The sequence below is a fragment of the Dyella sp. C9 genome (assembly GCF_003332825.1).
Taxonomy (GTDB): Bacteria; Pseudomonadota; Gammaproteobacteria; order Xanthomonadales; family Rhodanobacteraceae; genus Dyella.
The window spans coordinates 60,409-80,578 of record NZ_QIRF01000018.1 but is presented as its reverse complement, the minus strand read 5'-3'; the positions used below and the strand labels follow the sequence as shown (position 1 = coordinate 80,578).

Here is a 20,170-nt window from a genome sequence, read left to right as displayed (position 1 = left end):
GCCGCTGTCCACTGGTTCGCCTCGGGGGATGCCATGTCGAACAAGCCCAACTCGCCTTCGCGGCGGGACTTCCTGCGACAGTCGATGGTGGCGGTGCCTGCAGTGACGCTGCTGGGCTCATCCGCCCTGGCCCAGGGCCAGTCGACGGAGACACCCGCCGCCGCCAGCAGCTACGCGCCACGCTATTTCACCGCGCCGGAGTGGGAGTTCCTGCACGCCGCGGTGGATCGGCTGATTCCCGCCAACGAGGATGGTCCCGGCGCCGTGGAAGCCGGCGTGCCCGAGTTCATCGACCGCCAGATGGAGGCGGCCTACGGACACGGCGGTCTGTGGTACATGCAGGGCCCGTTCGTTCCCGACTCCCCCGCCACCCTCGGCTACCAGCTGCGCTACACGCCGCGCGAGTTCTATCGCAAGGCCATCCCCGCCATCGACGACTGGTGCCAGAAGCAGCACAACCAGAAGTTCTCGCTGCTCTCGCCCGAGCAGCGCGACGAGGTACTGCACCAGTTGGAGAAAGGCGAGATCAAGCTCGACGACGTACCCACCGCGGTGTTCTTCTCGCAGCTACTGACCAACACCAAGGAAGGCTATTTCGCCGATCCGATGTACGGCGGCAACAAACAGATGGCGGCGTGGAAGATGATCGGTTTTCCCGGGGCGCGCGCCGACTTCGCCGACTGGGTGGAACAGCCCGGCAAGGTCTATCCGTTTGGCCCGGTGTCGATCCAGGGAGCCAAGTCATGACGACGCGCATGAAGCCGGTGGACGCGGTGATCGTGGGCTTTGGCTGGACCGGCGCCATCCATGGGCTGGAACTGGCCAACGCAGGCCTCAACGTGCTCGCGCTGGAACGCGGCGCCTATCGCGATACGTCGCCCGATTTCAGCTATCCGCACAACGCCGACGAACTGGCCTATGGCATCCGCGGCGAACTGTTCCAGCCGCTGGCGCGCGAAACCGTCACCGTCCGCCACGCGCTCACCGACACCGCGGTGCCGTATCGGCAGTACGGCTCGTTCCTGTTCGGCAACAACGTGGGCGGCGCCGGCATCCACTGGAATGGACAGCACTACCGACCCTCGCCGGAAGACCTGGAGTTCCAGAGCCACATCAGCAAGCGCTACGGGCAGAAATTCATGCCCGCGGACATGCAGATCCAGGACTACGGCGTCAGCTACACCGAGCTGGAGCCGTTCCTGGAGCAGTTCGAATACCTGTGCGGCACCTCTGGCCGCGCCGGCAACCTCAATGGCGAGATCAAGGATGGCGGCAATCCGTTCGAAGGTCCGCGCCAGAAGGATTACCCCAACCCGCCGGTGGCCGACACCTACGGCGCCAAGCTGTTTGCCGATGCGGCGCGTGCGCTGGGCATGCATCCGTTCCCGCAGCCCTCGGACAACGCCTCGCGCCCCTACACCAACCCGCACGGCGTGCGGCTGGGGCCGTGCAACCTGTGCGGCTACTGCGAGCGCTTCGGCTGCTTCATGTATTCCAAGGCCTCGCCGCAGACCACCCTCCTGCCGGTGCTGATGCGCAAGCCCAATTTCGCGCTGCGCACCAACAGCCACGTCATCAAGATCAACCTCGACTCCACCGGCAAGCGCGCCACCGGCGTCACCTATATCGACGCGCAGGGCCAGCAGGTGGAGCAACCGGCCGACCTGGTGATCGTCTCCGCGTTCCAGATGCACAACGTGCGCCTGATGCTGCTCTCGGGCATCGGCACGCCGTACGACCCGGCCACCGGCAAGGGCGTGATCGGCAGGAACTACGCGTACCAGATGATGAGCAGCATCGGTGTGTTCTTCGACCAGGACGTGGCGATCAACCCCTTCATCGGCGGTGGCTCCGGCGGCGTGCAGATCGTCGACGATTTCAACTCCGACCACTTCGACCACGCCACGCACGGTTTCGTCGGCGGCGCCTACATCTACGGCGGCCAGACCGGCGGACGGCCGATCCAGCAGCTCATCGTGCCCTCCGGCACGCCGGGCTGGGGTGCGGCGTGGAAGAAGGCCGCCAAGGAAAACTACCTGCACGCCACTACCGTGGCCACGCACGGGTCGGTGATGGCCTATCGCGACCGCTACCTCGACCTGGACCCCACCTACAAGGATGCCTTCGGCCTGCCGTTGCTGCGCATCACCTTCGACTGGCACGACAACGAATACAAGATGTCCCAGTTCGTCACCGATCGCGCGCAGGAAATCGTCAAGCAGATGAAGCCCAAGGCGACCTCGCTGACCTTGCGCAAGCCCGGTGACCACTACGACATCCGCCAGTACCAGACCACGCACACCACCGGCGGCGTGATCCAGGGTGCCTCGCCGGAAACCAGCGCGCTCAACCGCTTCCAGCAGAGCTGGGACGTGCACAACCTGTTCGTCACCGGCGCTTCGGCGTTTCCGCAGAACCTCGGTTACAACCCGACCGGTCTCATCGGCGGCCTCACCTACTGGTCGGCCAAGGCCATCCGCGAGACCTACCTCAAGAATCCCGGCCCCCTGGTGCAGGCATGAACACCGTAGCCCGGCGTCGACGTGGTGGTGGCGGCCTGCTGCGCGTCATCGTGATACTGATCGTGTTGGTGGTGCTGGCCTGGCTGGCCACCCACGTGTTCCGCGGCGGCGGCGGTGATCCTTCCGCCACAGCGCCACCGCCCACGCCCGAACAGGTCAGGCAGGGCGAGTACCTGGCACGCATCGGCGACTGCGCCGCCTGCCATACCGTGCCCGGCGGCAAGCAGTTCGCCGGCGGGCTGCCGATCGCCTCGCCGATCGGCACCATCTACACCACCAACATCACGCCCGACCCCACCACCGGCAGCGGCGACTACACCTACGGCCAGTTCGAGCGCGCGGTGCGCCGCGGCATCAACGCCGCCGGCCATACGCTGTACCCGGCCATGCCGTATCCCTCCTACGCGCATGTGAGCGACCAGGACATCCAGGCGCTGTACGCGTACTTCATGCATGGCGTGCAGCCGGTGCAGCAGGCCAACAAGGCCGAGGACATCTCCTGGCCACTGTCGATGCGCTGGCCACTGGTGTACTGGCGCTGGCTGTTCGCGCCGAAGGTGGCGCCGGTCGAAGGCGGTGGCGATCCCGCGCTGGCGCACGGCCAGTACCTGGTGGAAGGCCTCGGCCACTGCGGCGCCTGCCATACGCCGCGCGCGTTCACGCTGCAGGAAAAGGCACTGGGTCCGCAGGACGGCAGCGCGTACCTGAGCGGGGGCGAGAGCGACAACTGGGTGGCGCCGAGCCTGCGCGGCGAGCTGGCCAGCGGACTGGGCAGCGTGGGCGAGGAGGAACTGGTGGAACTGCTCAAGACCGGACGCAACGAACGCAGCGCAGTGTTCGGCGGCATGAGCGACGTGATCGAACACAGCACGCAATACATGAGCGACGAGGATCTGGCCGCCATCGCACACTTCCTCAAGTCGCTGCCGGCGGCCCGCGAAGAGGCTCCCCTGACCTACGATCCGGCCACCCGCGATGCCCTGCACGGCGGCAACGTATCGGCGCCAGGCGCCCAGCTGTACGTGGACAACTGCGCCACCTGCCACCGTACCGATGGCCATGGCTACGGCCAGGTGTTCCCGGCGCTGGCCGGCAATCCGGTACTCAACGGACCGGACCCCGGTTCGGCCATCCGGCTGGTCCTGCATGGCGGCACCATGCCCTCCGGGCGCGATGCCCCCACGCAGTTCAGCATGCCCGCCTTCCGCGAGCGCCTCACCGACCAGCAGGTCGCCGACGTGCTCAGCTTCGTGCGTGCCAGCTGGGGCAACCGCGGCGGTGCGGTGAGCGCGCAACAGGTCGCGCGCCTGCGCAGCCTGCCGCCGGAGGGCAAGACCACCATGACCGGCTACGATCCACGCGCCCAGCAACCCTAGCGGACGGCCAGAAGGCCAACCCTGCGCGAAAGTATGGGCCACGCGCAGGGCTGCATTGCAGCGCACCACTGGACGAAAAAGCCCGAGGGAGTCACCCTTACCGTCTCCCCAAGCCAGGATCGTCCATGAGACCGCCCGAACGTGCCGCCCCGACTCTGCTTGCTGACCTCGGCGGCACCAATGTGCGCTTCGCCCTGGCCGACACCGGCCGCGCTGCTCCCCTCATGGAAGACAGCGTGCGCCGCTACCGCGTCAAGGACCACGCCTCGATGGCCGAGGCGATCCGCCAGTATTTCCAGGACACCGGGCACACGGCCTCGCGCGCGGTCATCGCCGCTGCCGGCCGCGTGAGCGAAGGCGAGACGGTGAAGGTCACCAACAATCCCTGGCAGATCGCCGCGCATGCGCTGCAGGCCGAGCTGGGCATGGAGTCGGTGCACCTGGTCAACGATTTCGCCGCACAGGCCATGGCGGTGCCGCTGCACACGCACCAGCAGCTTTCCTCGGTGGGCCCGCAGCCCATGCCGGAACTGGGCCAGCGCGAGCAGCAGACCTTCGTGGTGATGGGCCCGGGTACCGGCCTGGGCGTGGCGGGCCTGCTGCGCCGTGACGGCCGCTGGATCGTGCTGGAGACCGAAGGCGGCCACGCCGGTTTCGCCGCGCACACCGCCGAGGACGTGGAGATCCTGCATCGCCTCAACGCGCGCTTCGGCCGCGTGTCCAACGAACGCATGATCTGCGGCAACGGCCTGGTGAACCTCTACCTCGCGCTGGCCGACATCGCCGGCCAGCCCGCCGAGGAATACACGCCAGAAGACATCACCGCGCGCGCCGAGGCCGGCAGCGATCCGCTGTGCGTGCGCACGGTGGAGACGCTGGCCGGCATCTTCGGCAGCGTGGCCGGCGACCTGGTGCTCAGCCTCGGCGGCTGGGACGGCGTCTACCTCACCGGCGGCGTGCTGCCGATCCTGCTGCCGTGGATCAAGCATGGCGGCTTCCGCGAACGCTTCGAGTCCAAGGGCCGCTTCCGCGAAACCATGGAACAGGTGCCGACCATCGCGATGATGCATCCGGAGCCTGGCCTGCTCGGCGCCGCCGCGCTGGCGGTGCTCGACGCCGGCAGGCCGCTGTTGGCGGGCGGCTGACGCTTCCGTCCGCCGCCCTGCGGCGACAACGCCTCGTCTCAACGATACAGGCGCGTCACCACGTACTTGGCACCGCGATCGCCGCGTCGGCTGAAGTAGTCGAGCATGGCGACATCGCTGTCTCGCGGCACCGCCTTCATGTCCTCCGCATAGACGGCACGCACCCGGCCTGCCGCCTTGCAGTTGCCCATGCCCGCGTGCGGGTCCGCCACCGGCTGGCTGGAGCTGCAGCCGGCTGCGACGACGCGACCGACGAAGGTGATGCGGCCACTCGCGTTTTGCGCGCTGGCCGCGGCCGAGCATGCCGCCAACGCCACGACGATAAGCAGAAGTTTGCTTTTCATGATGTTGTCCTCGACTGGATGACGGTACGTCGAGCGCTCCTTTCGCCGGGGTGACGATGGCCTTTCATGACCACTGCCGACCGAGATTCCCGCCCGACACCTGCATGGTGGGGGCTTCGAAGAAATCTTTCTGTCATCCGCGCTTCGCCCCTACAAAGCCATGTGATTCAGATCACGACCCGTCAGGGATACCGCGAGACGAGTGCTACGCTGTAGCGCCTCTCCCCGATGGAATCCGACCACCATGCCCCGCGCCGATACCGCGTTCCTGTTCGACCTCGACGGCACCCTCGTCGACAGCGTCTACCAGCATGTGCTGGCGTGGAAGGAAGCGCTCGACCGCGAAGGCGTGGAGCTGTCGGTGTGGCGCATCCATCGCCGCATCGGCATGAGCGGCGGCCTGTTCGCCAACATGCTGTTGCGCGAGACCGGGCTGGAGATCACCGAGGATCGCCTGATGCGCCTTCGCACCTGGCATGCCGAGGCCTACAACCGCCAGGCCACGCAGGGCTCGGTGCGCCCGCTGCCCGGTGCACGCGAACTGCTGGCCTTCCTCACCGAGGAAGGCATTCCGTGGGCGATCGCCACCAGTGGCCGCATGACCACCGCCGCGCACAACCTGGAGGCGCTGGGCGTCGATCCGTCCAAGGTGCCGGTGGTGACGCGCGACCAGGTGCGCCATGCCAAACCCGACCCCGACCTGTTCGTCACCGCGGCACAACGCCTGGGCGTGGACATCCACTACAGCCTGGTGATCGGCGACAGCATCTGGGACATGCTGGCCGCGCAACGCGCGCGTGCGCTCGGCGTGGGCCTGCTATCCGGCGGCTACGGCGAAGAAGAACTGGAAGACGCCGGCGCGTTCCGCGTGTACGAGGATCCGGCGGATCTGCTCAAGCACATCGACGAAGTCGCCGCACGCCCATGAGCTGAAGCCGGTAGCGACGCCCCACGTCAGGAATGATTCATCGCCCCGCAGTCTCTTGCGGTTAGTCTCGGGGCACGAATCGCCATACGGAGGCCGTCATGCGCCGCTTCCTCGCCATGCTTCCTCTCGCCCTGCTGGTGGCGTGCTCACCGTCGTCGCCACCGCCGGAGCAGAAGCCACCACAACCCAAGGCCGCCCAGAACGCGCCGGACAACGCCGTGCTCGGCTCGCCCGAATGGTACGCATGGGTCGACGACCGCCTGCAGATCACCGACGACGGCCACAGCCCGGATCAGGGCTCCGACGAATGGAACCAGGCCGTGCAGCACAAGCTCGGCCAGGAAGCCCCGCAATCACCCCCGGGCTCGCCGCAATGGCAGCAGGCGGTGGATGCACTGTTGCGCACGCGTCCGGCGCTTTGAGAGGTCGCGCTGATGAGGGTTGTCGCGAGCATGGCCCCTCACCCCAACCCTCTTCCCAAGAGCGAGCGCGGGACGAGCGCGGCGAGCGAGTGGGCAATGCGTGTGCAACAAGCGCGAGGCCTTAAGTCCTCAGCACATCGACGCCCCGCGGTGTAGCGGTTGTCCCTGAGCCAGCACGTCACCGCTCCGGCCGGCCGCAGTCGACAGCGCCTGTATGCAATGCAGTGCCGCCAGCTCTTCAGGCCACGACTTGGGCTTACTTTTCCTTGACTCCGGGTTGCGCAAAAGGCGCTCGTACGCCGAGCGCGGCCAAAGGCGGTCGCGCACAGGGTGCGCTCCTACACAGGGCCGGACGGGAGGTGGGCTCGGTTCGGCGCGTCCTCTCCCACGGAGGGGGAGGAACAACCGCCATCAACCCGGCGCCAGCAACGCGTCCAGATCCGCCTGGTCGAAACTGAGCTTCTCGCGCGTGCCGCCACCTTCCAGCACCGCCTCCGCCAGCTCGGCCTTGCGCGCCTTCAGCTCCTCGATGCGCTCTTCCACCGTGCCGCCGGTGATCAGGCGGAACACGAACACCGGCTTGTCCTGGCCGATGCGGTGCGCGCGGTCGGAGGCCTGCGCTTCGGCGGCCGGGTTCCACCAAGGGTCGTAGTGGATCACGGTGTCGGCCGCGGTGAGGTTGAGACCCACGCCGCCGGCCTTCAGCGAGAGCAGGAACAGCGGCACTTCGCCTTCCTGGAACTGGCGCACCGGCTCAGCGCGATCGCGCGTTTCGCCGGTGAGCGTCACGTAGGGAATGCGCTGGCGATCGAGCTCGTGCGAAATCAGCTTGAGCATTTCGGTGAACTGCGAGAACAGCAGCACCTTGCGCCCTTCCGCCAGCAGCGCCGGCAGCATGTCCATCAGCAGCTCGAACTTGGCCGAGTCGCGCACGCCGCGCGCCGCTTCCAGCTTGACCAGGCGCGGATCGCAGCACACCTGTCGCAGCTTGAGCAGCGCATCGAGCACCACGATGCCGCTGTGCGCGATGCCGCGCTGCGCGATCACCTCGCGCAACTCCTCGGCCAGCGACAGGCGCAGGCTTTCGTACAACTCGCGCTGGCGGCCTTCCAGCACCACGCGACGGGTGATCTCGGTCTTGGGCGGCAGCTCGTTGGCCACCTGCGACTTGGTACGGCGCAGGATGAACGGCGCGAGGCGACGGTTGAGGCGATCCTGGCAATCGGTGTCGCGGTGGCGCTCGATCGGCACGCGGTAGTGACGGCGGAACGCACCCTCGTCGCCGAGCAGCCCGGGCACGGCCAGATCGACCTGCGACCACAGCTCGCCCAGGTGGTTTTCCAGCGGCGTGCCGGTGAGGCAGATACAGCGCGGTGCGCGCAGGCTGAGCACCGCGCGGCGCGCCTGCGTGCGCGGGTTCTTCACCTGCTGCGCCTCGTCCAGCACGATCAGCGAGAACGGCTGCTTGCGCAGCGTGACCACGTCGCGGGGCAGCAGCGCGTAGCTGGTGAGCACGATGTCCTGCGCGCCCAGCTGGGAGAAATCGCCGCCACGCTGCGGGCCATGCAAGGCCAGCACGCGCAGGGCCGGCGCGAAGCGCGCCACCTCGGCCTGCCAGTTCGGGATCAGGCTGGTGGGCACCACCACCAGCGCCGGCTGGGTCAGCGCGCCGCGCTCCTTCAGCGCCAGCAGGTGGGTGATCAGCTGCAGGGTCTTGCCCAGGCCCATGTCATCGGCGAGCACGCCGCCGACGCCGGCCTCGGCCAGCGCGTTGAGCCAACGCAGACCCTCGCGCTGGTAGGGGCGCAGCTCGACGGTGAGCCCTTCGGGCACCGCGTCGCTGGCGCGCTCGGCGGCGTCGCGCAGGCGCGCGGTGAAGCCGCGCAGCGCCTCGGGAGCCTCCAGCTCGCCGCCGCTGGGCAGTGCCTCGACCAATTCCTCCAGGCGACCGGCCTGTACGCGCGGCAGGTGGAGCTTCTTGCGCGGCCGCTCCAGGTATTCGGCCAGCGGCGCCAGCAAGCCACGCAGTTCCTTCAGGCGCACCGGCACGCGGCGACGCTCGTCCACCGGGGCGTACCACACCGCGTCCTCGGGCTCGTTCGGCGCCGGGCTCAGGTTGAGGGTGTGCTCGGCCAGCGCCTGCGCCACTGCGGGCAACAGGTTGTGGCGCTTGCCTTCCAGCTCGATGCCGATTTCCAGGTCGAAGGCGTGGTCGTCGGTGTCTTCCACCGCGTTGCCGTACCAGCGCACCGGGCCTTCCAGCACTTCGAACGGGAAGCTCGGCGCGTAATCGAGCACGAAGCCGTCGGCTTCCAGCTTGGGTCGCAACGCCAGCCAGCGCGCCGGCGTATTCACTTCCAGCGCGCCGGCGTAGCCCTTGCCGGGGAACAGCCAGGCGTCGTCAGGCAGCGTATCGGCCAGGTCCCAGGGCAGCCCTTCGGTATCCACGCCGGGCGTGAGGCCGGCGCGCTCGAGCTGCTCCATCGCGGACAGTTCTTCGGCGCGGCGGCGGGTGATCTCCACCAGCTGGCCGTTGCGCACGCGCCGCACCAGCGGCTCGCCACCACGGCCGGGCAGGCGTTCACCGGCGTAGTCGAAGGCCAGGCGCGCATAGGCCAGCGGCGGCGTGCCGGCGGCGAGACGGGCGTGGCGGGTCAATGCATGCAGGGTCAGTACCGGCTTGGGCTCCAGCTCGGCCCGGCGCAGCTCGCCCAGCACCTGCGGCAACGGCAGGCGATGCGACAGACGGCTGTGCGGCAGCGCCTCGCGCAGGCCCTCGCTGTACTCGTGCTTCAGCGGCGGCAGGTCCAGCCACTGCGATTCTTCCGGCGGCGCCTCCAGGTGGCCCAGCTCGGCGCGCTCGGCGTCCAGGTACCACAGGCCATCGAGCCGCAGCAGGCGATGGTTGACGGGCAGCGAGGGCAGCAGGCGCTGGCTGCCATCCTGCTCCAGCAGCCAGTGCCAGTTGAGCTGGTGGGACTTGCCGCGCGACAGGCGCAGCCCGGCCAGTCCGCCCAGGAAGCACGGCGAGGTGTCGAGGATTTCGGCCAGCAGGGCGTCGCCGACATGCCCGGCCAGGCGGGCATAGCTGCGGCTCTTGCGCAGGGTTTGCGGCAGCCCCAGCACGGTGGCCGCCAGGCGCTGCTCGTGCGGCGCCAGCGGCTGCTGGGCCAGATGCTTGCTGTCCAGCGGCGCCGGGCGCACGAAGCGGCCCTGGTCGGCCACGGTGAGCAGCACCGGGGCCACGTCCAGGTGCGCGAACGGCACCCCTTCCTCCAGCATCACCTCGAGGAAGAAGCCAAGCACGGTCGGCTCATGCGGCGTTCCGGTGACCGGCGCAGCCAGCAGCTTGCGCCAGACGCCCGGCAACGGCTCATCGCCGCTGTCGCTGCGTTGCTGGGTCAGACGGTCGTGCCGTTTATCGTCCGGTGACTGCATGCGCATTCGGTCCGCTAAGACGACCAAAAGATTCAGCTTAGCAAGGGTCTTGCTGAAGTGCGCGTCTCATCGCCCGGTTTTTCACGCCGGACGACGAGGTCATCGACGCTGCGGTTCAGAACGGGCCGAACAGGCCCTTGGGATATTCAGGCTTCTGCTCACGGCCCATCAGCCGCTTGAGGCCTTCGGCAGGGGTCACTTCGCCATGCAGCACGGCGCGCACGCCGCTGCTGATGGGCAGATCCAGCCCGTGCTTGGTGGCCAGGCGCACCACCTCGTCGGCGGTGAGCACGCTTTCCACCACCTGGCCGATCTCGCGCACGGCGTCGTCGATGGCCTGCCCGCGCCCGAGCGCCAGGCCCAGGCGGCGGTTGCGCGATAGGTCGCCCGTACAGGTGAGCACCAGGTCACCCAGGCCGGCCAGGCCCATCAGGGTTTCCGGGCGGGCACCCAGCGCCATGCCCAGGCGCAGCATCTCGTTCATGCCGCGGGTGATCAGGCCGGCACGGGCGTTGAGGCCCAGCGCCATGCCGTCGGCCACGCCGGTGGCCACCGCCAGCACGTTCTTCATGGCGCCGCCCAGCTCCGCGCCCAGCACGTCCCTGCCGGAATACGCACGGAAGTTGGGCGCATGCAGCAGCAGGGCCAGTTCGTGGGCGAAGGCGTCATCGTTGGAGTGCACGGTGACCGCACTGGGCATGCCCGAAGCCACTTCCTTGGCGAACGAGGGGCCGGTCACTACCGCGGCCGGGCGGCCGGGGAAGCGCTCATCCACCAGTTCATGCAGGAAACGGCCGGTACCGGGCTCGAAGCCCTTGGTGGCCCAGGCGATGCGGGCATCGGGCTCCAGCCACGGGGCGATCTCCTCCAGCATGGAGGCGAAGGCGTGGCTGGGCACCACGATCAGCACCACCTGGGCACCGCGCAGGGCGGCGGCCAGGTCGGCCTCGTAGCTCAGCTCGGCGGGCAGCTCGACGTCCGGCAGGTAGCGCTGGTTGCAATGGGTCTGGGCCATCGCGGCCAGCGCGGAGGCATCACGCCCCCACAGCCGGGTCGGCACCTGGTTGCGGGCTGCGAGGGCCGCCAGGGCGGTGCCCCACGAACCGGCGCCCAGGACGGCCAGGGTCGGACGCTCAACCATGGGCTGCGCTTTAGCTGTTCAGGGTCGGCACGGCGCTGCCGCTGAGGATGCGGCGCTGCTGCTCGGCGTAGAGCGCGTCGAAGTTGATCGGCTGCAGCAGGAACGGCGGGAAGCCGCCTTCCAGCACCAGCGACGACAGCATCTGGCGGGCATAGGGGAACAGCAGGTTCGGGCAGTAGCTGTTGAGGATGCCGTTGAGGTCTTCCTCGGCGAAGCCGGCGATGCCGAACACGCCCGCCTGGTGCACTTCGGCCAGGTAGGCAGTGCGCTCGCCCAGCGCGCAGGTCAGGGTCAGGCTCAGCACCACTTCATAGAGGTCGTTGCCCATGTCCGTGGACTTCTGGCCCAGGTTCAGCTGGACCTGCGGCTGCTGGTCGGTCTCGCCGACTTCCTGGAAGATCTGCGGCGCGTTGGGGGCCTCATAGGAGACGTCCTTCACGTAGATCTTCTGCAGCACCAGCTGCGGCTGGCCGGCCTGGCCGTTGGCGGATACATCTGCCATGGGGTATTCCTCGTAAGTGTGCGGTACGTGAAAACGCAAAGGGCTTGGATTGTTCCATACATCCCCGGCGCCTGCCATGCGCCCCCGGGGGCGGACTGGGCAAATATTGCGCACCGCCCTGTTTTTCTGGGAGAATAACCGGCTCGACCATGCCGACCCGACCCATCGGGCACGTCCGCCACGCGATGCGGGCCTCACGGCAGACGCGAAACGCTCCATCTCCAGCATCGCGTGGCGCTTGCGCCGCTGGGCCGATGCCGCCCTGGCTAACGGGTGGCAAACGCGCCCCAGGGCGCCTACACAGGAGGTCATCATGGCCCGTATTTGCCAAGTCACCGGAAAGGGTGTGCGGACTGGTAACAACGTCTCGCACGCTAACAACAAGACCCGTCGCCGCTGGTTGCCGAACCTGCATGAGCGCCGCTTCTGGGTCCCGAGCGAGAACCGCTGGGTGAAGCTGCGCGTTTCCAACCATGCCCTGCGCACGATCGACAAGAACGGCATCGAAGCCGTGCTCGCCGACCTGCGTGCCCGCGGCGAAAAGATCTGAGGATTGAGCCATGGCTAACAGCAAGCAAGACAAGATCCGCCTGATCTCTTCGGCCGGCACCGGCCACTTCTACACCACGCAGAAGAACAAGAAGAACACCCCGGAAAAGTTCGAGTTCAAGAAGTACGATCCGGTGGTTCGCAAGCACGTGATCTACAAGGAAGGCAAGATCAAGTGAACAACGGTCCAGGCGCGTAGCGCTTGGCACGCCGTTGTTCACCCCTGCGCCCCCCGAGAGGGGGCCTCGAACAGGGGTCCAGCGACTCTCGCTTTTCCAACGAAAAACCCGCCGCAAGGCGGGTTTTTTGTTGCCCGCTTGCCGAGGACGGCCCGCTCTCGGAAGATCGGCTTCCATGCCCCCGCCCCCTGCCCTGTTCCGCAGCTTGCTGGCTCCCGCCGATTGGTCGCAGCTGGCGCCAGCCGTGCAGCGCATGCATGCCGACGGCGAGGTGCTGGAGGCCAGCGGCCAGGCCCAGGTGAGGGGCGCGAGCCACGCCTTCGCCCGCGGGCTGCGCCGCCTGCTGACCCTGCCCGAGCCGGGCGATGCACAAGCCATCGCGCTGACCATCGAACGCCACGCGAGCCACGAACGCTGGACGCGCCGCTTCGCGCGCGGCCGCATGCATTCCACCCTGCGCCGGGGCAACGATGCCCACCTGCGCGAGCGGCTCGGCCCCGTCACCCTGCACTTTTCCCTGCGGCGCGAGAGCGATGCGATCGACTGGCAACTTCGGCGCGCAAGCCTCCTGGGCCTGCCATTGCCGCGCGGACTGTTCGGCACGGTGTTTTCCCGCAGCGGTGCGAACGAAGGACGCTATACCTTCGACATCGATGTTCATCTTCCCTTGCTCGGCCGGCTGGTGAGCTATCACGGCTGGCTGGAGATCGAGCATGTCCGCTGATGCCGTACACCCGGTGATCGTGTTCGACGGCGTATGCGTGCTGTGCAGCCGCTGGGTGGACTTCATCCTTCGCCATGACCGCCACGGCCGCTTCCGGCTGGCCGCCATGCAGGGGCAGCACGGTCGATCGCTGCTCGTTGCACATGGCCTGTCGCCGGATGACCCGATGTCGTTCCTGCTGGTGCAGGACGGCCAGGGCTACAGCGACACCGACGCGATCGTTCGCGTGTTGGCACAACTGGGGGGGCGCTGGCACTGGGCTGGCGGCGCGCTGCGTGCGATACCGCGGCCGTTGCGCGACCGGGGCTATCGATGGATTGCCCGTCACCGCTACACATTGTTTGGACGACGCCAGCAGTGCCGACTGCCCGAGCCGACACAGGCGTGGCGATTCATCGACTGATGGGGCGGCGGCTCTCTGTAGGAGCGCACCCTGTGCGCGACAAACCGGCAGAGCGGAAACGACGGAACACAGCGGTCGCACACAGGGTGCGCTCCGGGCGTTGACGCCGTCAGGCGCCGCCGCACGGGACTTCCTTCGGTCGTGCCGCCCCCTCGGGCCTCCCATAAAAAAAGCCCGCCTTGCGGCGGGCTTTTCATGGAGCCGGTGAGGGCCGATCAGGCGCTGGCCACCGAATAGCTCTTCAGGCGGCCGGCGAATTCCTGCAGGGCGCGGATGCCGCTCTGCTCGGCCTCGGCGATCCACTGCTGCAGGCCCTTCAGCGCCTGGTCCGCGCCACGCTGCTCCATCAGGGCAGCCAGGCGGTTGCGGAAATCGCACACGGTGCTGAGGGTCGGGCGCTTGGCCAGCACGGCCTGCATGCGATCGCGGCCTTCGCTGTCCAGCCAGCGGCCACCATCGGCCAGCGCGCGGCGCATGCGGCGCGGCACCGACTTGATGCTGTCACCGGCATGCTGCGCTTCGTCGCGCAGGGTCGGCATGATCACGTTGCGGTAGTAGTCGGTCATCGCCGCGAAGCGGTGCGTCAGCACGCCCTTGAGCGTTTCGGCGTCCGGCAGGTGCACGTTCGGGCGCACGTCCAGCGTCGGGGCAACGCGCAGCACCTTGGCCAGGCCGACGGCGCGCAGCGCGCAGATAGCCGCCCAGCCGATGTCGAACTCCCACTTGCGCAGGGCGAACTTGGCCGAGCTCGGGAAGGCGTGGTGGTTGTTGTGCAGCTCTTCGCCACCGATCCAGAAACCCCAGGGAATCAGGTTGGTCGCGGTGTCGGCGCTCTCGAAGTTGCGGTAGCCCCACCAGTGGCCAATGCCGTTGACGAAGCCGGCGGCCCAGAACGGGATCCAGATCATCTGCACGGCCCACAGCGCGGCGCCGATGACGCCGAACAGGGCAAGGTTGATCACCAGCATCAGCGCCGGGCCCCAGTACGGATGGCCGGCGTAGAGCTTGCGCTCGATCCAGTCGTCCGGGGTGCCTCGGCCGTACTTCTCGAGGTCTTCCTTCACTTCGCTGGCATCGCGGTACAGGGACACGCCGTCCCAGAACACCTTCTTGATGCCGTAGATCTGCGGGCTGTGCGGATCTTCCTCGGTCTCGACCTTGGCGTGGTGCTTGCGGTGCACCGCCACCCACTCCTTGGTGACCATGCCCGTGGTGAGCCAGCCCCAGAAACGGAAGAAGTGCGAGACCGACCAGTGCAGGTCGACGCCGCGATGGGTCTGGCAGCGATGCAGGTACAGCGTCACCGTGAAGATGGTGAGCTGGGTCATTACCAGCATATAGATGAGCATGCCTACCCAACTGGCGTGCGTGAGGCCGTTGGACAGGAAATTGAGTACTGCGTCGAGCATCGGGGAAACACCCAGGGTATGAAATTTCAGTCTAAGCGAGGGGTTTCCGTACCCGCCAGCATGGACAGCGTAAATAATTGTCGCACCTCTTGAAGGCGACAAAGTTAATGTGCTGTGCCGCGCACAAGCGCCCTCACCCAGTTGCCTGAAGGTGGGGGCGCCGTGAGAATCATGCAATGAGCGCGCCTACTGCCGTATTGCAACTGGATCACATAACCCGACACCGCGCGGGCCGGCCGGCCGTGTCCGATCTCAGCCTTCGGCTGGACGCCGGCCAGGTGCTGGGTTTGCTGGGGGTCAACGGCGCCGGCAAGTCGACCACCCTGGCGATGGTCGCAGGGGCCCTGATACCCGATGCCGGGACGATCCGCCTGAACGGCGAGGACTTCGTCGAGCACCCCGGGCTGGCGCGCCGTGCCATCGGCTGGCTGCCCGAACGTGCCCCGCTGTGGCCGGAACTGACCGTCCGCGAACATCTGGACGCCCATGGGCGGTTGCGTGGGCTGGGCGGCGCGGAGCTGGCCCGGGCGAGCCAGCGCATCATCGAACGGCTGGAGCTGGGCCCGATGTCACGCCGCCTGGCCGGCGTGCTGTCGCAGGGCCAGCGCCAGCGACTGGGGCTGGCCTGCGCGCTGCTGCACCAGCCCTCGCTGCTGGTGCTGGACGAACCGGCCAACGCGCTGGACCCGGTGCAGGTGGCCGCGTTGCGCGGGGTGATCCGCGAGCAGGCCGCCGCGGGCACCGCGATCATCCTCTCCACCCACCTGCTGGCCGAGGTCACCGCGGCCTGCGACCGCGTGGCGATCCTGCACGAGGGACGCCTGCGCTTCGACGGCGCGATCCAGGGCGACGACCACAAGCTGCTGGAACAGACCTTCTTCGACATCGCCATGCGCGGCGACGGGAGCAACGACAGGATGCAGGCTGCATGAGTGTGCTCGCCGTGACGCGGCTGGAGCTGCGCCGCCTCGCCGTACGTCCCCTGGCCTGGGTGCTCGCCGCACTCACCGTGGCCCAGCTGGCCGGACGCTTCATGCTGCTGCTGCAGATCTTCCTCAGCAACCAGATCCGCCTCGCCGCTCAACCGGGTGGCCCCGGCTACACCGACCTGGTCGGCGTGCCCATGCTCAGCAGCATCCTCACCAGCGGCATCCTGCCGATGCTGCCGTTCGGCCTGGCCGAGCTGGCGCTGGTGGTGGTGCCGCTGCTGACCATGTCCACCCTCGCCGGCGAGCGCAGCAACGGCACCCTGCCGCTGTGGTTCGCCACCGGCCTGCCGGCGTCGCGCATCGTGCTGGGCAAGTTCCTCGCGCTGATGCTGTGGCTGGTGCTGTGGCTGGCGCTGACCCTGGCCATGCCGATCGCGCTGGCCCACGGCATGACCCTGGACTGGGGCAAGCTGGCCAGCGCCACACTGGGCCTGCTGCTGATGCTGGCTGCGCTGGCCGCCATCGGCGTGGCCTGCTCGGCCTACGCCTCGCACCCCGCCATCGCCGCCGCGGCGAGCCTGATGCTCGGCCTGGCCCTGGTCAGCCTCAACGTCGGTGCGTTGATGGCCGGCCTCAACAATGGCCTGTTCAACTGGCTGTCGATGAGCACCCACCTGGACACGCTGGTGCGCGGACTGGTCTCCAGCGCCGACGTCGTCTGGTTCGTGCTGGTGATCGCGGTGGCGCTTGCCCTGGCTACCCAGCGGCTCGCCGCGGAAAAGGAGCGCGGCTGATGGCACGCCTGATCCGACGACTGAACGGCTGGCTGTTCGCGCTGCTGCTGCTGGCCTGCGCGGGCGCCATCGGCTACCTCTCCACGCGCTACGACCACGTGGCCGACTGGACCTACGGCGGACGCGCCACGCTTTCGTCCGAAAGCCGCGCCGTGCTGCACGCGATGGATGGTCCGGTGGAGATCGTCAGCTATGCCAACCCGCAGGGCGACCTGCGCAGCAGCGTGGCCAGCTTCCTTGGGCGCTACCAGCGGGTGAAGCCGGACCTCACCCTGCGCTTCGTCGATCCGCAGCAGGATCCGGCGGCGATGCGCGAGCTGGGCGTAGCGGTGGACGGCATGATGATCATCCATTACCACGGCCGCGAGCAGCGCCTCAGCGAGCTGTCCGAGCGCAGCCTCACCAACGCATTCGAGCACCTGCTGCGCGGCAGCGATCGCATCGTGGCCTTCATCTCCGGCGATGGCGAGCGCAGTCCGGCCGACAAGGGCAATGCGGACCTGGGCAGCTTCGTGGCGCAATTGCAGGGCAGCGGCATCCGCGCGGTGCCGCTGAACTTCGCGCAGGTCACCGCCGTGCCGCTGCATACCGACCTGGTGGTGCTGGCCAGCCCGCAGCGCGCGCTGCCCGAGGGCGCACTGAAGGCGCTTAGCGACTACGTGGCCAACGGCGGCAACCTGCTGTGGCTGACCGAACCGACCAACGATGACCTGCACCTGCAGCCGCTGGCCGCCATGCTGGGCGTGCACGTGCTGCCGGGCGTGCTGGTGGACGGCCAGGGCGCGGCGCTCGGCCTCAACGACCCGCGCATGATCGCGCTGGGCGACTATCCGCAACATGCCATCACCAAGGGCTTCAACCTCAGCACCCAGTTCCCGCAGGTGTCCGCGCTGGCACTGGCCGCGCGCACCGACTGGCAGGTCAAGCCGTTCCTGCGCTCGAGCGCGCAGAGCTGGACCGAGTTCAAGCCGATCGACAATGCGCATGCCTCCACCATCGCCTATGACGCCGCCGCGGGCGAGCTGAAGGGCCCGCTGGATTTCGGCTTTGCGCTGGCGCGCCTCTCGCCCAGCCCGGACAAGGCCGAACAGCGCGTGGTGATCATCGGTGACGGCGACTTCCTGTCCAATGCCGTCCTCGGCATGGGCGGCAATCGCGCGCTGGGCCAGCGCATTTTCGACTGGCTGCTGGGCGACGATGTACTGGTCAACCTGCCGCCGGCACAAGGCGCGCCCGACCGCGTGCTGCGCATTTCGCAGGCGCAGCTGAGCATGGTGTCGCTCGGCTTCCTGGTGGTGCTGCCGCTGCTGTTGATCGTGGCCGGCGGCTGGATCACCTGGCGGCGCCGTCGCGCATGAAGCGGGCCACACGCCAACGCCTGTGGCTGACCGGCGGCGCCATCGTGCTGGTGGCGGCCGCAGCATGGCAGTGGCAGCGCGACGCCGACGCGGCGCCGGGCACCCTGCTGCAGTTGGCGCCAGCCCGGGTCACCCGCATCGACCTCAGCATCGGCAACGCCCCGGCCGAGCACTACACCCGCCACGATGGCCACTGGTGGCGCGAGGGCAACGCCACCGCGCATGCCGATGATGGACGCCTGGACGAACTTGCGAACGCCGCGGCGGCAGAGGTGCTGAGCTGGCGCCCGGCCAGCGACTTCGAGCCGGCCCGGATCGGCCTGGCCCCGCCGCTGGCGGTGCTGAGCCTGGACGGCCAGCGACTGGAGTTTGGCGAAACCTCGGTGACCGGCCCGCAGCGCTATGTGCGCGTGGGCGATCGCGTGGCGCTGGTATCGGTGCGCTACACGCCGCGCCCCGCCAGCGGCGAGGCGGTACCGACCCACTGAGCCAGGCGCCCGTCGGCGAAAGGCGCCGGCCCGCACTTGTGCCCGTCGCCGTCCTTCCCCATATGTTGCCTATTCCCCGGCAGGAGCGACGACATGGCTAAGCAGGCGATCGGTGTGATCGGCATGGCGGTGATGGGCAGCAACCTGGCCCTGAATATCGAGAGTCGGGGACACGCCGTCTCCATCTTCAACCGGCATCGCGATCGCACCGACGAGGTGGTGGCCGAGAATCCCGGCAAGAAGCTGGTACCCACCTACAGCCTGCAGGAGTTCGTCGATTCGCTGGAAAAGCCGCGGCGCATCCTGCTGATGGTGAAGGCCGGCGAACCCACCGACGCCACGCTGGCGCAGCTCAAGCCGCTGCTGGACAAGGGCGACATCGTCATCGACGGCGGCAACACCTTCTTCAAGGACACCATGCGCCGCGAGAGCGAGATGAGCGCGGCCGGCCTGCACTTCATCGGCACCGGCGTGTCCGGTGGCGAGGAGGGCGCGCTGCACGGCCCCTCGATCATGCCCGGCGGCCCGCGCGAAGCGTACGACCTGGTCGCCCCTATCCTCACCGAGATCGCCGCACGCGCGCCCGATGGCGAACCCTGCGTGGCCTACATGGGCCCGAACGGCGCCGGCCACTACGTGAAGATGGTGCACAACGGCATCGAATACGGCGACATGCAGCTGATCGCCGAGAGTTATTCGGTGCTGCGCCACGTGCTCGGCCTCAGCAACGACGAATTGGCCGAGGTGTACGCAGACTGGAACAAGGGCGAGCTGGACAGCTACCTGATCAGCATCACCGCCGACATCTTCACCAAGAAGGACCCGGAAACGGGCAAGGCGATGGTCGACATCATCCTCGACCGCGCCGCACAGAAGGGCACCGGCAAGTGGACCAGCCAGAGCGCGCTGGACCTGGGCGTGCCGCTGCCGCTGATCACCGAATCGGTATTCGCGCGCCTGCTCTCCGCGCTCAAGGACGAACGCGTCGCGGCCAGCAAGCTGCTGCCGGGCCCCGCGCCCAGCCGCTACAGCGGCGACCGCAAGGCCTTCATCGAAGCCGTGCGCCGCGCGCTGTACTTCAGCAAGATCGTGTCCTACGCGCAGGGCTTCGCGCAGTTGCGCGCCGCGTCCGACGAGTACCAGTGGAACCTGCCGTACGGCACCATCGCGCGCATCTTCCGCGCCGGCTGCATCATCCGCGCGCGTTTCCTTCAGAAGATCACCGATGCCTATGAGCGCGACGCGCAGCTGAAGAACCTGCTGCTCGATCCGTACTTCCGCGACATCGCCACGCAGTACCAGGGCGCGTTGCGCGAGGTCGTCGCCGCCGCCGTGCAGGCCGGCGTGGCGGTGCCGTGCTTCTCCTCCGCCATCGCCTACTACGACGGCTACCGTGCCGAACACCTGCCGGCCAACCTGCTGCAGGCACAGCGCGACTATTTCGGCGCCCACACGTTCGAGCGCGTGGACAAGCCCGGCAGTTTCCACGCCGACTGGAGCTGAGCGCCCCTACATTCAA

Annotated in this window: 20 protein-coding genes; 15 read left to right on the top strand and 5 right to left on the bottom strand. The window is 68.1% G+C overall.

What is annotated here, in order from left to right; genetic code table 11:
* Window positions 1-33: 33 nt before the first annotated feature.
* The 4 genes from DVU99_RS17085 (at window position 34) to glk (ending at window position 5,043) form a co-directional block, all read left to right on the top strand.
* Window positions 34-747 (top strand): gluconate 2-dehydrogenase subunit 3 family protein, encoded by a 714-nt coding sequence (locus DVU99_RS17085; RefSeq protein ID WP_114241434.1) that lies wholly within the window; start codon window positions 34-36, stop codon window positions 745-747.
* A complete protein-coding gene (locus DVU99_RS17080; protein ID WP_114241433.1) occupies window positions 744-2,522 on the top strand; it encodes a GMC family oxidoreductase in 1,779 nt (592 codons plus the stop codon). Before DVU99_RS17085 ends, DVU99_RS17080 begins: the two co-directional genes overlap by 4 nt.
* Window positions 2,519-3,898 (top strand): cytochrome c, encoded by a 1,380-nt coding sequence (locus DVU99_RS17075; protein WP_114241432.1) that lies wholly within the window; start codon window positions 2,519-2,521, stop codon window positions 3,896-3,898. The genes DVU99_RS17080 and DVU99_RS17075 overlap by 4 nt, the downstream gene beginning before the upstream one ends.
* Window positions 3,899-4,023: 125 nt before the next feature.
* Window positions 4,024-5,043 (top strand): glucokinase, encoded by a 1,020-nt coding sequence (glk, locus tag DVU99_RS17070; protein ID WP_114241431.1) that lies wholly within the window; start codon window positions 4,024-4,026, stop codon window positions 5,041-5,043.
* A 38-nt stretch (window positions 5,044-5,081) separates the two neighbouring features.
* On the opposite strand, the gene DVU99_RS17065 is transcribed toward glk, so the two are convergent.
* Entirely contained in the window at window positions 5,082-5,387 is a 306-nt protein-coding gene (locus DVU99_RS17065) for a hypothetical protein (protein WP_114241430.1), read from the bottom strand.
* 244 nt (window positions 5,388-5,631) lie between these two features.
* Between DVU99_RS17065 and DVU99_RS17060 the strand changes: the two genes are divergently transcribed.
* Both DVU99_RS17060 and DVU99_RS17055 read left to right on the top strand, forming a co-directional pair.
* Entirely contained in the window at window positions 5,632-6,315 is a 684-nt protein-coding gene (locus DVU99_RS17060; protein WP_114241429.1) for an HAD family phosphatase, read from the top strand.
* A 98-nt stretch (window positions 6,316-6,413) separates the two neighbouring features.
* Window positions 6,414-6,737 carry a hypothetical protein gene (locus tag DVU99_RS17055; protein ID WP_114241428.1) on the top strand — a complete coding sequence of 108 codons (324 nt, stop codon included), beginning with the start codon at window positions 6,414-6,416 and terminating at the stop codon, window positions 6,735-6,737.
* Window positions 6,738-7,148: 411 nt separating this feature from the next.
* On the opposite strand, the gene DVU99_RS17050 is transcribed toward DVU99_RS17055, so the two are convergent.
* The 3 genes from DVU99_RS17050 to secB all read right to left on the bottom strand — a co-directional run bounded on the left by DVU99_RS17050 (window position 7,149) and on the right by secB (window position 11,818).
* Window positions 7,149-10,175 (bottom strand): DEAD/DEAH box helicase, encoded by a 3,027-nt coding sequence (locus DVU99_RS17050; RefSeq protein ID WP_114241446.1) that lies wholly within the window; start codon window positions 10,173-10,175, stop codon window positions 7,149-7,151.
* Window positions 10,176-10,290: 115 nt separating this feature from the next.
* Entirely contained in the window at window positions 10,291-11,316 is a 1,026-nt protein-coding gene (locus DVU99_RS17045; RefSeq protein WP_114241427.1) for an NAD(P)H-dependent glycerol-3-phosphate dehydrogenase, read from the bottom strand.
* Window positions 11,317-11,326: 10 nt separating this feature from the next.
* Entirely contained in the window at window positions 11,327-11,818 is a 492-nt protein-coding gene (gene secB, locus DVU99_RS17040; protein WP_114241426.1) for a protein-export chaperone SecB, read from the bottom strand.
* A 313-nt stretch (window positions 11,819-12,131) separates the two neighbouring features.
* Here secB and rpmB point away from each other — a divergent pair, with 313 nt between their 5' ends.
* From rpmB to DVU99_RS17020, 4 genes are all read left to right on the top strand, one after another.
* Window positions 12,132-12,368, top strand: a complete 237-nt coding sequence (rpmB, locus tag DVU99_RS17035; protein WP_026033649.1) for a 50S ribosomal protein L28 — start codon at window positions 12,132-12,134, stop codon at window positions 12,366-12,368.
* A 10-nt stretch (window positions 12,369-12,378) separates the two neighbouring features.
* Window positions 12,379-12,546, top strand: coding sequence for a 50S ribosomal protein L33 (gene rpmG / locus DVU99_RS17030; RefSeq protein ID WP_008211962.1), 168 nt, complete (start codon window positions 12,379-12,381; stop codon window positions 12,544-12,546).
* A gap of 175 nt (window positions 12,547-12,721) precedes the next feature.
* Window positions 12,722-13,270, top strand: a complete 549-nt coding sequence (locus DVU99_RS17025) for a DUF4166 domain-containing protein (protein ID WP_114241425.1) — start codon at window positions 12,722-12,724, stop codon at window positions 13,268-13,270.
* A complete protein-coding gene (locus tag DVU99_RS17020; RefSeq protein ID WP_114241424.1) occupies window positions 13,260-13,673 on the top strand; it encodes a thiol-disulfide oxidoreductase DCC family protein in 414 nt (137 codons plus the stop codon). The genes DVU99_RS17025 and DVU99_RS17020 overlap by 11 nt, the downstream gene beginning before the upstream one ends.
* 215 nt (window positions 13,674-13,888) lie before the next feature.
* On the opposite strand, the gene DVU99_RS17015 is transcribed toward DVU99_RS17020, so the two are convergent.
* Window positions 13,889-15,082, bottom strand: coding sequence for a fatty acid desaturase (locus tag DVU99_RS17015; RefSeq protein ID WP_114241423.1), 1,194 nt, complete (start codon window positions 15,080-15,082; stop codon window positions 13,889-13,891).
* Window positions 15,083-15,258: 176 nt separating this feature from the next.
* Here DVU99_RS17015 and DVU99_RS17010 point away from each other — a divergent pair, with 176 nt between their 5' ends.
* The 5 genes from DVU99_RS17010 to gndA all read left to right on the top strand — a co-directional run bounded on the left by DVU99_RS17010 (window position 15,259) and on the right by gndA (window position 20,154).
* Window positions 15,259-16,014 carry an ABC transporter ATP-binding protein gene (locus DVU99_RS17010; protein ID WP_114241422.1) on the top strand — a complete coding sequence of 252 codons (756 nt, stop codon included), beginning with the start codon at window positions 15,259-15,261 and terminating at the stop codon, window positions 16,012-16,014.
* Window positions 16,011-16,805, top strand: a complete 795-nt coding sequence (locus DVU99_RS17005) for an ABC transporter permease (protein WP_114241421.1) — start codon at window positions 16,011-16,013, stop codon at window positions 16,803-16,805. Before DVU99_RS17010 ends, DVU99_RS17005 begins: the two co-directional genes overlap by 4 nt.
* Entirely contained in the window at window positions 16,805-18,163 is a 1,359-nt protein-coding gene (locus DVU99_RS17000) for a GldG family protein (protein ID WP_114241420.1), read from the top strand. Before DVU99_RS17005 ends, DVU99_RS17000 begins: the two co-directional genes overlap by 1 nt.
* Window positions 18,160-18,651, top strand: a complete 492-nt coding sequence (locus DVU99_RS16995) for a hypothetical protein (RefSeq protein ID WP_114241419.1) — start codon at window positions 18,160-18,162, stop codon at window positions 18,649-18,651. The genes DVU99_RS17000 and DVU99_RS16995 overlap by 4 nt, the downstream gene beginning before the upstream one ends.
* 93 nt (window positions 18,652-18,744) lie before the next feature.
* The gene (gndA, locus tag DVU99_RS16990; protein WP_114241418.1) at window positions 18,745-20,154 is read left to right on the top strand and encodes an NADP-dependent phosphogluconate dehydrogenase; all 1,410 of its coding nucleotides are present in this window, start codon (window positions 18,745-18,747) and stop codon (window positions 20,152-20,154) included.
* Window positions 20,155-20,170: the final 16 nt, after the last annotated feature.

What these genes read in the sequence shown, in the direction of transcription:
- DVU99_RS17085 (WP_114241434.1), top strand. Translation starts at nt 34, where the DNA reads ATGTCGAACAAGCCCAACTCGCCTTCGCGGCGGGACTTCCTGCGACAG.
- DVU99_RS17080 (WP_114241433.1), top strand. Translation starts at nt 744, where the DNA reads ATGACGACGCGCATGAAGCCGGTGGACGCGGTGATCGTGGGCTTTGGC.
- DVU99_RS17075 (WP_114241432.1), top strand. Translation starts at nt 2,519, where the DNA reads ATGAACACCGTAGCCCGGCGTCGACGTGGTGGTGGCGGCCTGCTGCGC.
- glk (WP_114241431.1), top strand. Translation starts at nt 4,024, where the DNA reads ATGAGACCGCCCGAACGTGCCGCCCCGACTCTGCTTGCTGACCTCGGC.
- DVU99_RS17065 (WP_114241430.1), bottom strand. Translation starts at nt 5,387, where the DNA reads ATGAAAAGCAAACTTCTGCTTATCGTCGTGGCGTTGGCGGCATGCTCG.
- DVU99_RS17060 (WP_114241429.1), top strand. Translation starts at nt 5,632, where the DNA reads ATGCCCCGCGCCGATACCGCGTTCCTGTTCGACCTCGACGGCACCCTC.
- DVU99_RS17055 (WP_114241428.1), top strand. Translation starts at nt 6,414, where the DNA reads ATGCGCCGCTTCCTCGCCATGCTTCCTCTCGCCCTGCTGGTGGCGTGC.
- DVU99_RS17050 (WP_114241446.1), bottom strand. Translation starts at nt 10,175, where the DNA reads ATGCAGTCACCGGACGATAAACGGCACGACCGTCTGACCCAGCAACGC.
- DVU99_RS17045 (WP_114241427.1), bottom strand. Translation starts at nt 11,316, where the DNA reads ATGGTTGAGCGTCCGACCCTGGCCGTCCTGGGCGCCGGTTCGTGGGGC.
- secB (WP_114241426.1), bottom strand. Translation starts at nt 11,818, where the DNA reads ATGGCAGATGTATCCGCCAACGGCCAGGCCGGCCAGCCGCAGCTGGTG.
- rpmB (WP_026033649.1), top strand. Translation starts at nt 12,132, where the DNA reads ATGGCCCGTATTTGCCAAGTCACCGGAAAGGGTGTGCGGACTGGTAAC.
- rpmG (WP_008211962.1), top strand. Translation starts at nt 12,379, where the DNA reads ATGGCTAACAGCAAGCAAGACAAGATCCGCCTGATCTCTTCGGCCGGC.
- DVU99_RS17025 (WP_114241425.1), top strand. Translation starts at nt 12,722, where the DNA reads ATGCCCCCGCCCCCTGCCCTGTTCCGCAGCTTGCTGGCTCCCGCCGAT.
- DVU99_RS17020 (WP_114241424.1), top strand. Translation starts at nt 13,260, where the DNA reads ATGTCCGCTGATGCCGTACACCCGGTGATCGTGTTCGACGGCGTATGC.
- DVU99_RS17015 (WP_114241423.1), bottom strand. Translation starts at nt 15,082, where the DNA reads ATGCTCGACGCAGTACTCAATTTCCTGTCCAACGGCCTCACGCACGCC.
- DVU99_RS17010 (WP_114241422.1), top strand. Translation starts at nt 15,259, where the DNA reads ATGAGCGCGCCTACTGCCGTATTGCAACTGGATCACATAACCCGACAC.
- DVU99_RS17005 (WP_114241421.1), top strand. Translation starts at nt 16,011, where the DNA reads ATGAGTGTGCTCGCCGTGACGCGGCTGGAGCTGCGCCGCCTCGCCGTA.
- DVU99_RS17000 (WP_114241420.1), top strand. Translation starts at nt 16,805, where the DNA reads ATGGCACGCCTGATCCGACGACTGAACGGCTGGCTGTTCGCGCTGCTG.
- DVU99_RS16995 (WP_114241419.1), top strand. Translation starts at nt 18,160, where the DNA reads ATGAAGCGGGCCACACGCCAACGCCTGTGGCTGACCGGCGGCGCCATC.
- gndA (WP_114241418.1), top strand. Translation starts at nt 18,745, where the DNA reads ATGGCTAAGCAGGCGATCGGTGTGATCGGCATGGCGGTGATGGGCAGC.